The sequence below is a fragment of the Saccharothrix saharensis genome (genome assembly GCF_006716745.1).
Taxonomy (GTDB): domain Bacteria; phylum Actinomycetota; class Actinomycetes; order Mycobacteriales; family Pseudonocardiaceae; genus Actinosynnema; species Actinosynnema saharense.
The window spans coordinates 941844-957340 of record NZ_VFPP01000001.1; the positions used below are offsets into that span (position 1 = coordinate 941844).

The 15497-nt window shown below is 73.5% G+C and carries 11 protein-coding genes; 7 read left to right on the top strand and 4 right to left on the bottom strand.

The annotated features are described in order from the left end of the window. Positions 1-5 precede the first annotated feature (5 nt). On the bottom strand, positions 6-407 hold the full coding sequence (locus FHX81_RS03535; RefSeq protein WP_141975178.1) for a VOC family protein: 402 nt from the start codon (positions 405-407) through the stop codon (positions 6-8). Positions 408-538: 131 nt separating this feature from the next. Here FHX81_RS03535 and FHX81_RS03540 point away from each other — a divergent pair, with 131 nt between their 5' ends. Beyond that, entirely contained in the window at positions 539-1246 is a 708-nt protein-coding gene (locus tag FHX81_RS03540; RefSeq protein WP_141975179.1) for a TetR/AcrR family transcriptional regulator, read from the top strand. Between the two features lie 140 nt (positions 1247-1386). Here the strand turns inward: FHX81_RS03540 and FHX81_RS03545 are convergent, their stop codons facing one another. Next, positions 1387-3009 (bottom strand): AfsR/SARP family transcriptional regulator, encoded by a 1623-nt coding sequence (locus FHX81_RS03545; RefSeq protein ID WP_141975180.1) that lies wholly within the window; start codon positions 3007-3009, stop codon positions 1387-1389. A 210-nt stretch (positions 3010-3219) separates the two neighbouring features. On the opposite strand from FHX81_RS03545, the gene FHX81_RS03550 reads away from it, so the two are divergent. From FHX81_RS03550 to FHX81_RS03570, 5 genes are all read left to right on the top strand, one after another. After that, positions 3220-3591, top strand: coding sequence for an SH3 domain-containing protein (locus tag FHX81_RS03550; protein ID WP_141975181.1), 372 nt, complete (start codon positions 3220-3222; stop codon positions 3589-3591). 95 nt (positions 3592-3686) lie between these two features. Further along, positions 3687-4232, top strand: coding sequence for a PadR family transcriptional regulator (locus tag FHX81_RS03555; RefSeq protein ID WP_141975182.1), 546 nt, complete (start codon positions 3687-3689; stop codon positions 4230-4232). Beyond that, positions 4229-6244, top strand: a complete 2016-nt coding sequence (locus tag FHX81_RS03560) for an NADPH-dependent 2,4-dienoyl-CoA reductase (RefSeq protein ID WP_141975183.1) — start codon at positions 4229-4231, stop codon at positions 6242-6244. The genes FHX81_RS03555 and FHX81_RS03560 overlap by 4 nt, the downstream gene beginning before the upstream one ends. A 13-nt stretch (positions 6245-6257) precedes the next feature. Next, on the top strand, positions 6258-6644 hold the full coding sequence (locus FHX81_RS03565; protein ID WP_141975184.1) for a nuclear transport factor 2 family protein: 387 nt from the start codon (positions 6258-6260) through the stop codon (positions 6642-6644). 874 nt (positions 6645-7518) lie between these two features. Next, the gene (locus FHX81_RS03570) at positions 7519-8121 is read left to right on the top strand and encodes an HD domain-containing protein (RefSeq protein WP_246107609.1); all 603 of its coding nucleotides are present in this window, start codon (positions 7519-7521) and stop codon (positions 8119-8121) included. 21 nt (positions 8122-8142) lie between these two features. On the opposite strand, the gene FHX81_RS03575 is transcribed toward FHX81_RS03570, so the two are convergent. After that, positions 8143-11346, bottom strand: a complete 3204-nt coding sequence (locus tag FHX81_RS03575) for a S8 family serine peptidase (protein WP_141975186.1) — start codon at positions 11344-11346, stop codon at positions 8143-8145. A 259-nt stretch (positions 11347-11605) separates the two neighbouring features. Between FHX81_RS03575 and FHX81_RS03580 the strand changes: the two genes are divergently transcribed. Then, on the top strand, positions 11606-12739 hold the full coding sequence (locus tag FHX81_RS03580) for a hypothetical protein (RefSeq protein ID WP_141975187.1): 1134 nt from the start codon (positions 11606-11608) through the stop codon (positions 12737-12739). 39 nt (positions 12740-12778) lie between these two features. Here FHX81_RS03580 and FHX81_RS03585 read toward each other — a convergent pair whose 3' ends face one another. Then, complete coding sequence (locus tag FHX81_RS03585) at positions 12779-15322, bottom strand: sensor histidine kinase (RefSeq protein ID WP_141975188.1); 2544 nt, start codon at positions 15320-15322, stop codon at positions 12779-12781. Positions 15323-15497: the final 175 nt, after the last annotated feature.

Genomic DNA, 15497 nt, shown 5'->3' on the forward strand with positions numbered 1-15497 from the left:
GCCGATCACTGCGCGGCGGACTCGTCCATCCAGAACACGTTCCACACGTGGCCGTCGAGGTCCTCGAAGCTGCGCCCGTACATGAAGCCGTGGTCCTCCGGCTCCTTGACGAACCCGCCGCCCGCGGCCAGCGCCTTGTCCGCCAGCTCGTCGACCCGCTCGCGGCTGTCCAAGGCCAGCGACACGATCACCTCCGTGGTGGCGGCGGCGTCCGCGATCTTCTTGGTGGTGAAGGTCTTGAAGTACGGCTCGGTGACCAGCATCGCGTAGACGGTGTCGCTGAACACGACGCACGACGCGTTCTCGTCGGTGAACTGCGGGTTGTGCGCGAAGCCGAGCGCGGCGAAGAACTCGATCGACTTGGCCAGGTCGGTCACCGGCAGGTTCACGAAGATCTTCACGGACATGGTCAGGCCCCCAGATGGAACGGACGGACACGTTGTGTCCTGCGGATACTTGAGTGTCCGGCAGACACTGGGTGTACGATAGACACAGATCAACAGGGCGGGCAACCCCCGATTCCGGAAGCGGTGAGCGGATGGCGAGCGAGGACCAGGGCGTGGACTTGCTGTGGGGTTCGCGTGACAAGCCCGCCCGGCCACCCCGGCTCGCGCTGACCGTCGACCGCATCGCCGCCGCGGCGATCGAGGTGGCCGACGCGGAAGGCCTGGGTGCGGTGTCCATGCAGCAGGTCGCGGCCCGGTTGGACGTGACCAAGATGGCGCTGTACCGGCACGTGGCGAGCAAGGCGGAACTGGTCGCGGTGATGATCGAGTCGGCCGTCGGCGAGCCGCCGGACCTGCGGTCGGTGCCGGGCGGGTGGCGGCCCGGGCTGGTCCGGTGGGCCGAGCTGATGCGCCGGACCTGGCAGCGCCACCCGTGGCTGCCCGCCGCGACCACGGGCGAGCGGCTGACCGGACCGCGCGAGGTGGGCTGGACGGAGTCGGCCGTGGCCACCCTCGACGGCACGGGCCTGGACGGCGGTGAGCGGATGGACGCGGTGTTCCTGCTCAGCGGGCACATCCGCAACACGCAGTCGGCCGCGACGGCGGGTACGCAGCCCTGGACTGCGGAGAAGCGACTGCGGACGATCCTGCACGACCACCGCGACCGGTTCCCGGCACTGCACGAGGCGGCGCGGTCGATCGACGACGAGCCCCGCGACAACGGCTGGCGATTCGGCCTGGGCCGCATCCTGGACGGCCTGGAAGTCCTGATCGCCACCCGCCGGAACCCCACCGCCTGATACCGCACCTCCAGCCCACTCGCACGGGACCGGCTCCGCCCGGCGCCCCTGGCCGCCACCATCAGGACCCGTCCCGCTCTCGCCGGTCCGCCACCGGATCGGACGCCGCCTGCGGCCCGTGTGGGCGAGGTGGGCCGGGGTCAGCGGTGGTGGTGTGTGGCGTAGGAGGGTTCCGGGGCGGTGGAGCGGTGGTCCGGTCGGCTGTGCGCCGGGGTCAGCGCGGGCAGGGCCACCAGCCGCCCCTGGTCGCGGGTGGGCCGGTGGTGGGTGCGGGGCGGGGTGGCCGGTGGTTCGCCCGGGCCGGCCAGGTCGGTCGAGCACAGGTCGGTTGAACGCAGGTCGGTCGAGCGCAGTTCGGCGGCCAGACTGCCCAGCGGCACGCGGGGTCGGGTGCAGGCGTGTCCCGCCGCGATCCCCAGCGCCAACGGCACCCCGCCGCACAACTCCACCAACTCCTCCACCGCCGCCGGCTCCCGGCACACCCGCGCCGCGCCCAGCCGCGCGACCAGGAACGCGTGCGACTCCGTCCCGGACAGCACGTCCAGCGGCACGTGCGCGGCACCGTGGCCGACGATCAGCCCCGGCAGGCTGCGGCGGCTGGTCACGACCACCGCGCACGACCGGCCGCCCGGCAGCAGCGGCGTGACCTGGGCGGTGTCGGCGGCGTTGTCCAGCACCAGCAGCATCCGCCGCCCGGCGACCAGGCTGCGGAACAGGGCGGCGCGGGCGTGCGGATCGGTCGGCTGCCGGTCCACGCCGAGCGCGTCGAGGAACCCGCGCACCGCCACCACCGGGTCCATCGGCGCGCGTTCGTCACCGAGCAGGTCCACGAACAACTGGCCGTCGGGGAACCGGTCCAGCCGCCGGTGCGCCCAGTGCAGCGCCAGCCACGTCTTGCCGATGCCACCGGCGCCGACGATGGCGGAGATCCCGACCGTGGGGGCCGTGCACGTGACGTCGAGCCGGCCCAGCTCGTCCCGGCGGCCGACGAACGGCACGGGCGCGGCCGGCAGCTGGCGGGGCACCACCGCGGCCCGCGCCGGTGACGCGGTGAGCGCCGGGTCGGCGGCCAGCAGCCGCCGGTGCAGCTCCCGCAGCGCGACGCCCGGCTCGGTGCCCAGCTCCTCCACCAACCGGGCGCGGACCTCCCGGTAGTGCGCCAGGGCGTCCGGCGTCCGCCCGGCCCGGTGCAGGGCGAGCAGGTACTGGCCCGCCACCCGCTCGTCCAACGGGTGCCGCGCGGCACGCGCGGACAGCTCGGCCACCAGCTCCGCGCCCTGCCCGGCCCGCAGCCGGGCGTCCACCAGGTCGTGCTCGGCGGCCGACCGCTCCTGCCGCAGCCGGTCGCGCACGGCCTGCACCCACTCGCCGGCCAGGCCGGTCAACGCCTCGCCGCGCCACAGCGCCAACGCCTCGGTCAGCGCACGGACGTCGTCGCCGCCGCACAGCTCGCGGAACCGGTGCAGGTCCACCACCGCGTCGGCGACCAGGGCGTAGCCGCCCGACCGGTGCACGATCACCACGCCGTGCGCACCCGCCAGCGCCCGCCGCAACCGCGAGATGTAGCTGTGCAACGTGGCCCGCGCCCGTCTGGCGACCTGCGCGCCCCAGACCCGCTCGACCAGCCGGTCCACCGGCACCGCCCGGCCCGCGTCGACCGCCAGGGCCACCAGCACGCACCGCTGCCTGGGCGCGCCCAGGTCCACCGGTCGCCCGTCGACCTCGGCGCACACCTCCCCCAGCAGACGCAACACCACCGCCACGCCACCCACCCCCCGTGAGCCGGAACCTCTCCCCGACACCAGGCATAGCGCCTGCACCAGCGACGTGCAGGAACTCTGCAAGAGGTTCACACCATGGGTGCGCCATCGTGAGCACCGACGCGGCGACCACCACGTTCGGCAACGCCCTCGCGGTCGGCCCGCGCCGCCGGTCCCCGCCGGACCAGATACCCATCGAACGAGGCGGTAGTGATGAACAAGGCAAAGTCCGTGATCGCCGTCGGCGCGACGCTGCTGGGCTGCGTGACGTTCGGCGGCGTCGCCGGCGCCGCACCGAATCCTTCGTCCGACCGGCAGGCGCCGCTGCCCGCCGCCACCTGCTCCGGGTACGGCTCCGTGATCGTCACCGCCGACAAGCTGCGGATCCGATCCGGCAAGGGCACCAACTACAGCACCCTCAAGACCGTGAGCAAGAACGACAAGCTGTCGTGCTACCCGGTGGAGTCGGGTGGGAAGTACACCGCCTGCGGCGCCACCAACGCCACCGGCTGGATCCCGGTCGACTTCCGCGACGACATCTCGTGGGACGGCTACGTGGCGAGCGCCTGCGTCAAGGACGCCTGACACCGACCCCAGCACTCCCCGGCAGGCGGCTCTGCCGGGGAGTGCCTTATGCAACTAGTTGCAGTGCACCCCGTTGCACGACTACGGTCACCGTCATGGCGTTGGAGCACGCGATCCTCGTGTCGCTGGACGAGCGCGCGGGCTCGGGCTACGAGCTGGCCCAGCGGTTCGAGAAGTCCATCGGCTTCTTCTGGGCCGCCACCCACCAGCAGATCTACCGCACGCTCAAGCGCATGGTGGACCTCGGCTGGGTGTCCTGCCACGAGGTCGCCCAGGACGGCCGGCCGGACAAGAAGGTCTACGAGGTCGCCGCGGCCGGCCGGGACGAGCTGGCCCGCTGGCTGGCCGCGCCCGGCGAGCCGGAGACCATCCGGCACGACCTGTCGGTGAAGGTGCGGGGCGCGTCGTCGGGCGACGCGGGGGCGTTGCTCCGCGAGGTCGCCCGGCACCGCGACCTGCACACCGAACGCCTCGACGTCTACCTCGCCATCGAGAAGAAGGACTTCCCGGACCCGTCGGCCCTGTCCGGCCGGCGGTTGCACCAGTACCTCGTCCTGCGCGGCGGCATCCGGGCCGAGCGCGCGCTGGTCGAGTGGTGCGACGAGGTGCTGGCCGCGATGCGAGAGGACGACCGGCGATGACCGCCTACCCGACCCTGCTCCAGCCCCTGGACCTGGGCTTCACGACCCTGCGCAACCGGGTGCTCATGGGCTCGATGCACACCGGGATGGAGGACCGCGCCAAGGACTTCGACGCGCTGGCCGCCTACTTCGCCGAACGGGCGCGCGGCGGCGTCGCCCTCATGGTCACCGGCGGTTTCGCGCCCAACCGCGCGGGCTCGCTCTACCCGTTCGCGTCCAAGCTCACCACGCACCGCGAGGCGCGCCGCCACCGCGTGGTCACGCAGGCCGTGCACGAGCACGACGGCAAGATCGCCCTCCAGCTCCTGCACGCGGGCCGGTACGCCTACCACCCGTTCAGCGTGTCCGCCTCCCCGATCAAAGCCCCGATCGGCAGGTTCCGCCCCCGCGCGCTGTCGGACCGGGGCGTCCGGGCGCAGATCGACGCGTTCGCCCGCGCCACGGCGCTCGCCCGCGAGGCCGGGTACGACGGGGTCGAGATCATGGGCTCGGAGGGCTACTTCATCAACCAGTTCCTCGCGCCGCGCACCAACAAGCGCACCGATCGCTGGGGTGGCAGCGCGGAGCACCGGCGGCGGATCGCGGTCGAGGTCGTGCGCCGCTGCCGCGAGGCCGCCGGGCCGGACTTCATCCTGGTCTACCGCCTGTCGATGATCGACCTGGTCGAGGACGGCCAGACGTGGGACGAGGTGGTCGCGCTCGGCCAGGAGGTCGAGGCGGCCGGCGCGACGATCATCAACACCGGCATCGGCTGGCACGAGGCGCGCGTGCCGACGATCGTCACGTCCGTGCCGCGCGCGGCGTTCACGAACGTCACCGCCAGGCTGCGCCCGCACGTCGGCATCCCGGTGGTCACCTCGAACCGGATCAACATGCCGGAGGTCGCCGAGGAGGTGCTGGCGCGCGGTGACGCGGACATGGTGTCGATGGCGCGCCCGTTCCTGGCCGACCCGGACTGGGTGCGCAAGGCCGAGAGCGGCCGCGCCGACGAGATCAACGCGTGCATCGCCTGCAACCAGGCGTGCCTGGACCACACGTTCTCCATGAAGCGGGCGTCCTGCATGGTCAACCCGCGTGCGGGCAACGAGACCACGCTCCGGCTGCTGCCGACCCGCCGCGCGAAGCGGGTCGCCGTGGTCGGCGCGGGCCCGGCCGGCCTCGCCGCCGCGACCGCGCTGGCCGAACGCGGGCACGACGTGGAGCTGTTCGAGGCCGACGACGACATCGGCGGCCAGTTCGCCATCGCCCGTCGCATCCCGGGCAAGGAGGAGTTCGCCGAGACGATCCGCTACTTCCGGCGGCGGATCGAGCTGACCGGCGTGAAGCTGCACCTCGGTGCCCGGGTGACCGCCGACGACGTGGCCGGCTTCGACGAGGTCGTGATCGCCACCGGCGTCGCGCCGCGCGTGCCCGCCATCCCGGGCGTGGAACGCGCGCTGTCCTACGTGGACGTCGTCCGGCACGGCGCGCCGGTCGGCGACCGGGTCGCGGTGATCGGCGCGGGCGGGATCGGGGTGGACGTCACCGAGTTCCTGACCCACGCCTCCTCCCCCGCCCTCGACGTGGCCGAGTGGCGTGCCGAGTGGGGCGTCACCGACCCGGAGCGGGTCCGCGGCGGCGTCACCGCGCCCCGGCCCACCGAACCCGCGCGGCAGGTGTACCTGTTGCAGCGCAAGGAATCGCGGATCGGCAAGGGCCTGGGCAAGACCACCGGTTGGGTGCACCGGGCGGCGCTCGCGGCCAAGGGCGTCGAGCAGCTCACCGGCGTGAACTACGAGCGGATCGACGACGCGGGGTTGCACATCACCTTCGGGCCGCGACGCGAACGGCCGCGGGTGCTGGACGTCGACACGGTCGTGGTGTGCGCGGGCCAGGAGTCCGTGCGCGACCTGGTGGACGCGCTCACCGGCCGCGGCGTCGTCACGCACGTCATCGGCGGCGCGGACGTCGCCGCCGAGCTCGACGCGAAACGCGCCATCGACCAGGGCACGCGACTCGCGGCCACGATCTGACCAGGAGGCAAGGGTGAACGCGGCACTGCGGTTCAAGGCGGCGGTCGAGGCGGGCGACATCGTCGGCGCGACGGAGTTCTTCGCCGACGACATCACGTTCCACAGCCCGGTGAAGTTCCGGCCGTTCGAGGGCATCGACACCGTGCGCGCGCTGTTCGGCGTGCTCCAGCGGACGTTCGAGGACTTCCGGTACGTCGGCCAGTACGACGGGCCCGACGGCCACGTGCTGCACTTCCGCACCGTGGTCGACGGCAAGCAGGTCGAGGGCATCGACCTGATCGAGCTCGACGCCGACGGCCGGATCGGCACGTTCACCGTGATGATCCGGCCGCACTCGGCGCTGACGACCGTCGGCGAGGCCGTGTGGGCGGGCCTGGTCGCCGACGGCGTCGTGTCGTGAGCAGGCGGCGGGCCTACTCGGAGAACGCCGGGCCGACCCGGTGGTTGCTGTCGTGCCACGAGTCGGTCGGGAATCCGCCGCCGACGCCGTAGCGGCACCCACCCGCACCGGACACGCCGTTGTGCGGCGCGATGAACGGCGCGGACCCGACGGTCCCCGTGCAGTAGTGCTCGTTCGCCCGATGCCGCCTTCCGGCGTGTAGTACGACGCCACGTAGTCGACGCCGGGCCGCACGGGGACGGCCTGCTGGAACCCGGCGATCCGGCGGCTGTCGGGCTCGCCGCGGCCGGTCTGCTCGGCGACCGGGCGGGCGAAGCGGATCCGCGTGCCGACCTCCACCGGGTCAGGATCCGCGTCGCGGTCGCCGCGCCACGAGGACGAGTCGAGGATGCCCAGGCAGCCCGCGAGCGGCAGCGGCCCGGTCGTGCCACGTGTACGGCGGTGCCGGGCGTCGACACCGGGCTGACGTCGGTCTTGTCGTAGGCCCGCGCCGGTGACGTGGACGCCCGGCTCGGTCGGCCGTCGTCGGTGGTCACCTCGACCCGGCCGGTCGGGGTCGTCCACGAGCCGAGCACGTGGCCGGTGATCAGGAACGGGATGCCGACCTCGGCCCGCGGGTTCCGCGTCGGGATGTCGACGCGGGTGCGGAAGTCGTCGGCCCCGCGGGCGGGCAGCACGCCGCCGAGCAGCGGCGCGACAGCGGCGACCACCACCGCGAATCGGGATGATCGGAACACGGGCGCTCCGGGTGTCGGGGACAGCCGCGGTGGGTCCCGCGCCTGTTGCGCCACAGCCGGAATCGCTCGCGCCGGGTAGGGCGCTACACCGAGCTTCGGTGTCGCACCGGTATTCGCCCTCCCCTAGGCTCGCCGCTGTGGACTTCATCTTCACCCGGCCCGACTCGAGGGCCGCCGCGGCAGCCTTGGAGGTGTGCCACGAGTACGCCGAACCCTGGTTGCTGAACCACTCGTCGCGCGCTTACTCGTGGGCCGTCGCGCACGCGTCCGCCGTGGACATCCCCCACGACGGCGAGCTGCTGTACGTGGCCGCGCTCCTGCACGACCTCGCGCTCACCCCACCGTTCGACAGCCACACGCTGCCGTTCGAGGAGGCGGGCGGGCACGTGGCGTGGGTGTTCGCGGCCGGTGCCGGGTGGGGACGGGTGCGGCGCGACCGGTTGGCCGAGGTCATCGTGCTGCACATGCGGGACGACGTGCCCGCCGACGACGACCCGGAGAGCCACCTGTTGCAGGTCGCGGTGAGCGCCGACGTGTGCGGGCGCGGGCTGGACCGGTTCCCGGAAGACGTGGTGGACGCGGTGCTGACCCGCTACCCCAGGCTCGGGTTCCCCGACGCGTTCCTGCTCCGGGCCGAGGACCAGGCCCAGCGCAAGCCGCGGTGCGCCGCCGCCGGGCTGATGCGCGACGGCTGGGCGCAACGCGTGCGGAGCAACCCGCTGGACGCGCCCGGCCGGTGACCGGGCGCGTCCGGAGGTCGGTCACCGCAGGCCGTAGGCCCGGATGATCGTCTGGTCGACCGCGTTGCCCTCGGCGTCACGCGCCTGCGCCCGCAGCGAGACGAACGTCGCGCCGGCCGGGTGGACGACCGCCGCGAGCCACCGCTCGCCGACCTTGACCAGCGGCGCGGGCCGCCACGTCGCACCGTCGTCGAACGAGACCTGTACCGCGGGCTTGGCGACGCCCCTGGTGTCGGCCGAGCCGTTGCGCTGCACGTACACGGGGATCGCGAACGGCCGTCCGGCCGCCGCGCGGTTCTCGGCGTCCAACGACGGCGCGAACCGCACCGCGAGCAGCGGCAACGCGGCCGGCACCTCGCCCGCGACGTGCTCCGAGGTGAACGACCAGTCCGCCACCACGCGCGTGGACAACTCGGCCACGCCAGACCGCTCCGCCTCGGCGTGCACCCGGTAGGCGCCCTTGCCCGCGGGCACGACGCCCGCCACGTACCCGTCGTACGGCGATTCGGCGAGCAGCACGCCGTCGCGGTGCAGTGTCGTCCTGGCCGCCGTGACGTCGGAGAACCCGTAGTGGTTCGAGTCCTGGTCGGTGAACATCGGCAGCGACACCACGACCTCGTCACCGAGCCGCCCGCCCCACTCGTGCGCGCGGCCCGTGTCCGGGAACGCGGGACCGAACACGGCCGCGTTCCACTTCTCGGCCACCGGGCGGCCCGCGGTGAACCGGCGGGGCTGCGCGGTGCTCTGGAAGCTCTGCGGCGGGAACGCCTGCGGTTCGGGCATCTGGAGGAAGTCGCCGTACCAGTCGATGCCCGGCGTGTAGTACTCGGCGATCTCCAGCGGCAGCGGACCGCCCGCCATCTGGTCCCGGAAGCCGGTCGTGCCCGGTCCGGCCGAGGCGACGAGCGACTTGACCCGCACCAGGTCACGGCGCTGGAACGCGCGGTCGAGCCGGTCGGGCACCGCGCCGTCGTGCCGCCACGCGACCGAGTACTGGTACGGGCTGCCGACGTAACCGCCGCTGCCGTCGGGCTTCGCGAGCCGCCCGGCCACCTCGAAGCTCGCCGCACCGGGTGCGGACGTCTTCGACGGCACGAACAGCACGGCACCCGGCGGGAAGCCGATGAAGCCGGTACCCGTGTCGCCCCAGGACGCCGTCCGGCGGAAGAACACCTCCGTGTAGCCGGCCTCCGCGTCCTTCTCGTCCACGGTCAACGCGATCGGCTTGCCCGCGCGCGCGTCGAACACGAACTCGGCGGGGCCGGTGATGACGGTGCTGGGCTCCAGCACCTGGGTGAGCTGCTGCGTCGCCCTGGTCTGGATGAACGCGTCGGCGTAGAACGTGCCCTTGGGCACGCGGGCGACCACCGTGCCGGACGGGTCGTGCGCCAGGTACGCCTTGCGGTGGTTCATGTCGACGAACCGGAAGGAGTAGTCCGGGGTGGGGGCGCCGGTGTGGTCGAGGAACGTGAGCTTCACGTCGTAGCTCTCGACCTCCTTGGTCACGCCGACCGGCGTGCGCAGCGGCGTGGCCCCGCCGGTCGCCACCACGGCACCGCTGTACCGGCCGTCCGGCCCGTCCAGCGAGGTGAGGACGGTGACGGCGAGCGCGGCTTCACCGCCGGCGGGCACGGTGAGCGAGGACGGCGAGAACGTGACCATGCCCGCGGGCGCGGGGTTGCCGTCCGGGTCGCGCAGGTCGGCGCTCGGGGTCAGGGTGACCGGGCCGGTGCCGGTGTTGCGGTAGACGATCTTCTGCTCGATCGGCTGGTCGTCCTGGTGCGGCCACCGCGCCACGCCCAGGCTCACCGACGCGGGCTCGGACGTCAGCGACTGCGCGACGGCAGCCGCCACGTCGACCCGGCCCGCGCCCTGCTCGTAGGCGGTCAGGTCGGGGTTGGGCTGCGCGCTCGCCATGAGTGCGCCCTTGATCCGCGCGGGCGTCCAGTCCGGGTGCTGCGCGGCGACGATCGCCGCCGCGCCCGCCACGTGCGGTGCGCTCATCGACGTGCCGGACAGCGCCACGTGCCCGTCGTCCACGGGGGTGCCGATGCGGCCGTTCGCCGCCTTGGCCGCCACGATGTCCACGCCCGGCGCGGTGATGTCCGGCTTGATCGCGTCGTCGTCCCAGCGCGGTCCGCGCGAGGAGAACTCCGCGAGTCCGTCCGACCGGTCCACCGCGCCCACGGTGAGCGCCAGGTCGGCCGCGGCGGGACTGCCGATCGTCTGCTCGGACGGGCCGCTGTTGCCCGCCGAGACCACGAACAGCGCACCTCCGGTGCTGGTGAGCTGGTTGACGGCCAACGACATCGGGTCCGTGCCGTTGGTGCGCATGGAGCTGCCCAGGCTCATGTTGACCACGTCCGCGCCCGCCGCGACGGCCCACTCCATGCCCGCGATGATGTCGGACTCGTAGCCGCCGCCGTGGTCGCCGAGCACCTTGCCGTTGAGCACCGCGCTGTCCGGCGCGACGCCCTGGTACTCGCCGGCACCGGTGATGGTCGCCGCGACGTGCGTGCCGTGGCCGACCCGGTCGTCGGTGTCGGGGCTGTCGCTGAAGTTGCGCGACTCCACGACCGCGCCCGCCAGGTCCGGGTGGGTCGCGTCGACGCCGGTGTCCAGCACCGCGACCTTCGCGCCGGTCCCGGTGTGCCCGGCCTGCCACGCCCGCGGCGCGCCGATCTGCGGGACGCTGCGGTCGAGGGTGGCGCGGACCGGACCGTCCAGCCACACCTTCGTCACGCCCGCGGCCCGCGCGCCCGCCCAGAACGCGCCGTCCTTGGCCGCCTCGACCGCGTACCCGCCGATGCTCGGTAACGGCTCCCCGGCCACCGCCGGGCCGGTCGACGTCACGATCAGCGGCGTGACGCGGGTCGACCGGTCGTCGTACCCGGCCCGGATCAGACCCGTGACGTCGAACAGCCGCTCGTCCAGCCGACCGGAGCGCACGTCGGCCAGCACGTCGGTCGGCAGCACGTGCAGGTCGCCGTGCTCGTCCAGCCGCTGCACGAACCGCACTTCGGCCCGGCCGCGACCGGGCCGCACCCGGGCGCGGTTGTCGCGCACGGTGACGACGTCGCCGGTGACCAGCGTGATCGTGCCCTCCGGCGGCGCGCCGCCCGGCCGCATGCCGGTCGCCTCCGGCGGCTCGGCCGCGGCCGGGACCGTCGCGGCGACCATCACCACCACCGCGACCAGCCCGGATGCCTTGGTCCTGCGGGACATGTGGACTCCCCTCACCGTGGCGGCGCTCGGTGTGCCCGCCACTGCCCTCAGTGACTAGGACACCGCGCAGCGCTACCGCGTTGCTTCGGGGAGGCGCACATCCGGGGCGCGATACCCGCTTGGCCCAACCGTTCCCGCCCGGTCGTCATGCGGGCCGACGTGGTACGCGGGTCGCATTCCGCTGTCCGGCCGACGCCGGCACCGGGTCGCCGAGGCTACGTTCGAATCGATTCAGCGGACATCTCGCAATGGAGCGACCATGCCCAAGTTACGCACGCCCGCCGCCGTCCTCGCGCTGGCCGCGGCCCTGCCGCTGGTGACCGCGCCCGCCGCGCAGGCGAGTGCCCTGATCACCGAACTGCCCGGTCTGCCCGGCTACCCCACCCACCGCACCATCGCGGTCAACGACCTCGGCCAGGTCATCGGGGCCACCTCCGGCAACGGCGCACCGCACACCGTGCACTGGTCGCCCGGCGGTGCGGCCACCGACCTCGGCCTCGGCACGCCGTCCGGACTGAACGAGGTCGGCCAGGTGCTGATCCAGCAGGCCGTCAGCGGCGCGGGCCCGTACGTGCAGCGGCCGCGGATCTGGCAGGCGGGCAAGGTCACCGACATCTCGCCGGGCGGCGGCTGGGTCATCGCGTCGGCGATCAACAACGACGGCGTGGTCCCGATGACGTACTCCACCTCGTCGTCGGGCTACCACCAGGAGCGCGCGGTCGTGTGGCGGGACGGCAAGCACACGGCGTTGCCGCTGACCGGGCCGCACCTGTGGCTGAGCGCGGTCAACGAGGCCGGGGTCGTCGCGGGCAACAAGCTGCCCATGTTCAGCGGCGACGCGTACGCGTTCCGCTGCGTGACCACCACGTCGTGCGAGCCGCTGGCCACCGTGCCCGGCAGCGGCATGTACTCCGTCGAGGCGATCAACGAGGCCGGCGTGGTCGTCGGCAACCAGGGCACGCAGGCGTTGCGCTGGGAGGGCTCCGGCGTCACGGTGCTGAGCGCGTCCGGTGGCGTGGCCGACGGCCCGCAGGCGATCAACGAGCGCGGCGACGTCGTCGGCTGGACCACCGAGTTCACCGGCGTGCGCAAGGCGACGCTGTGGCCCGCCGGCGGCAAGGCGGTCGACCTGGGCGTGCCGGGACCGTCCGAGGCGGTCGCGGTCAACGAGCGCGGTGACGTGATCGGCTGGACCTCCGCGGACAACCCCGACGCGCCCCGCGCGTTCCTGTGGCGCGACGGGCGGATCACCTACCTGGGTTCGCTCGGCGGCGCGCACAGCCTGCCGACCGCGTTGAACGACCGGGGCACGATCGTCGGCGAGAGCACCACCGCGGACGGCACGCTCAAGGCCGTGAAGTGGAACCTGATCACCACGACGCCGCGGCGCTGATCGCGGTCGCGGGGGCCGGCACCGGGTCGGCCCCCGCGGTCACGCCGTCGTCACCGCCGCGATCGGCAGCGAGATCACGATGGTCAGGCCGCCGCCGGGGGTGTCCTCCGCGGTGAGGGCGCCGCCCATGGCGTCCACGAACCCCTTGGCCACGCTCAGCCCGAGCCCGATGCCCGGCGTCGCGTCCCGGTCGCCGAGGCGTTGGAACGGCGCGAACACCGCGCTCGCCGTGTTCTTCGGCAGCCCCTGCCCGTGGTCGACCACGCGCAGCTCGACCCGGTCGCCGTAGGCGCTGGCCCGCACCGCGACCTCCGGCTCGTCGGCGTTGATCCGGCCGTCGCCGTCCACGTCGACCAGGCGGCGCGGGGTGAGCCTGCCGTGCCGCAGCGCGTTGTCGACCACGTTCGCCACCACGCGTTCCAGCAGGCCCAGGTCGGCGAGCACGGGCGGCAGGTGCTCGGCCACGTCGACCGACACCGTGGCGCGTTCGTCGATGCCGGCCAGAGCGCGCGCCACCACCTCGTCGTAGGTCACCGCACGCAGTTGCGGCACGACCGCGCCGGTGGCCAACCGGGACGAGTCGAGCAGGTTGTCGATCAGCCCGGCGAGCCGGTCCGCGGACACCTCGACGGTCTCCAGCAGTTCGACGGTGTCCTCCTCCGACAGCACCAGATCGGCGTCACGCAGGCTGCCGATCGCGGCTTTGATCGAGGTAAGCGGCGTGCGCAGGTCGTGGCCCACGGCGGAAAGCAGGGCCGTGCGCAGCTCCGTGGTCTCCGCCCGCCGCTGCGCCTCGGCGGTCTCGGCGGCCATCCGCTGCTGCCGCAACGCCATCAGCGCCTGGCCGGCCGCGGCTTCCAGCGCCCGCTGGTCGGCGGCGGGCAGCGTCCGGCCGCGCAGCGCCAGGTGGACGTCGGCCGTCACCGGCACGTCCACGTCCGCTTCGTCCGGCTCGGAGCACGGCCGCGGCCCGACGCACGCCACCCGTTCCCACTCGCCGTCCCGCCGCTCCAGCAGCGCCACCGACTCCAGCGCGAAGTTCTCCCGCACCTTCTCCAGCATCCGGGCCAGCGGGAACGGGCTGGTCAGCACCGTGCGCGCGTAGGAGGCGAGCAACGCGGCCTCGGTGCGGGCCCGCGCGCCCTGCTCGGCCACGCGCGCGGCCCGGTCCACCACGAGCGCGACCAGGCCCGCCGCCACCAGCATCGCGACCAGCGTGACGAGGTTCGCCGGGGTGGCCACGGTCAGGCTGTGGTAGGGCGGGGTGAAGAAGAAGTTCAGCAGCCCCGCGCCGAGGAACGCCGCCACCAGCGCCGGACCGAGCCCACCGACCAGCGCGACCACCACCGTGGCCAGGAAGAACCCGACCAGGTCGGTGGACTGCGACAGGCCGTCCCGCCCCGCCAGACCGATCGCCGTCACGACGGCGGGCAGCAACGCCGCCAACACCCACCCCGACGGCTTGCGCACCCGGTCGCGCGGGATGCCGCCCCACCGCCACCGCCGACCGCGCCGCGCCTCGTCGTGGGTGACCATGTGCACGTCGATCGGCCCGGACGCCTGGATGGTCGCCGCGCCGATGCCCTCGTCGAACACCCGGGCCAGCCGCGACCGGCGGGACGTGCCGAGCACGAGCTGGGTGGCGTTCACGCCGCGCGCGAAGTCCAGCAACGCGGTCGGCACGTCGTCGCCGACCACGGTGTGGAACGTCGCGCCGACGTCCTCGGTCACCCGCCGGAACCCGGCCACCAGCTGCGGCGACACCCCGGCCAACCCGTCGCCGCGCATGATGTGCACGACCATCAGCTCCGCGCCCGCGCGTGCCGCGACCCGCCGGGCGCGCCGGATCAGCGTCTCGCTCTCCGGGCCGCCGCTGATCGCGACGACGACCCGTTCCCTGGTCTCCCAGGTGTCGGTGATGCGCTGCTCCGAGCGGTAGCGCTGCAACGCCACGTCCACCTGGTCGGCCACCCAGAGCAGGGCCAGTTCACGCAGGGCGGTCAGGTTGCCGACCCGGAAGTAGTTGCCCAGCGCCGCGTCGATCCGGTGCGCCGCGTAGACGTTGCCGTGCGCCAGGCGGCGGCGCAGCGCTTCCGGCGTGATGTCGACCAGCTCGACCTGCTCGGCCCGCCGCACCACCTCGTCGGGCACGGTCTCGCGCTGCCGCACGCCGGTGATGCGCTCGACCACGTCGTTGAGCGATTCGAGGTGCTGCACGTTCACCGTGGACAGCACGTCGATGCCCGCTTCCAGCAGTTCCTCGACGTCCTGCCACCGCTTCGCGTTGCGCGAGCCCGGGGCGTTGGTGTGCGCGAGTTCGTCGACCACGGCCACCTCGGGTTTGCGCGCCAGGAGCCCGTCGACGTCCAACTCGGTGTCGGGTCGCCGGCGGGCCAGGTGCTCCAAGCCGTCCAGCAGCGCGGCGGTGTTCTCCCGGCCGTGCGTCTCGACCAGGCCGACCACGACGTCCGTGCCCCGGTCACGCCGCCGGTGCGCCTCGCCCAGCATGGCGAACGTCTTGCCGACACCGGGTGCCGCGCCGAAGTAGATCCTCAGCTCACCGCGCTTGCGCTTGCCTGCCACGGCCCACAGTGTGCGCGTGGCCACCGGCCCGCGCGGCCCGCCCCCGGACCTTTACGCCGTCTTGACGACCCCGGTGCCGCGACGAAGTGTTCACCGGGAGTTCGACTCCGCGCACCACCCGGCGCCACGGCGCGAAACGATACTTCCGCCTGCCCCCGTTCGGGTCATGATCGGA

Excerpts from the sequence above, each read along its gene's own strand:
- FHX81_RS03535 (WP_141975178.1), bottom strand. The coding sequence starts at position 407 with ATGTCCGTGAAGATCTTCGTGAACCTGCCGGTGACCGACCTGGCCAAG.
- FHX81_RS03540 (WP_141975179.1), top strand. The coding sequence starts at position 539 with ATGGCGAGCGAGGACCAGGGCGTGGACTTGCTGTGGGGTTCGCGTGAC.
- FHX81_RS03550 (WP_141975181.1), top strand. The coding sequence starts at position 3,220 with ATGAACAAGGCAAAGTCCGTGATCGCCGTCGGCGCGACGCTGCTGGGC.
- FHX81_RS03555 (WP_141975182.1), top strand. The coding sequence starts at position 3,687 with ATGGCGTTGGAGCACGCGATCCTCGTGTCGCTGGACGAGCGCGCGGGC.
- FHX81_RS03560 (WP_141975183.1), top strand. The coding sequence starts at position 4,229 with ATGACCGCCTACCCGACCCTGCTCCAGCCCCTGGACCTGGGCTTCACG.
- FHX81_RS03575 (WP_141975186.1), bottom strand. The coding sequence starts at position 11,346 with ATGTCCCGCAGGACCAAGGCATCCGGGCTGGTCGCGGTGGTGGTGATG.
- FHX81_RS03580 (WP_141975187.1), top strand. The coding sequence starts at position 11,606 with ATGCCCAAGTTACGCACGCCCGCCGCCGTCCTCGCGCTGGCCGCGGCC.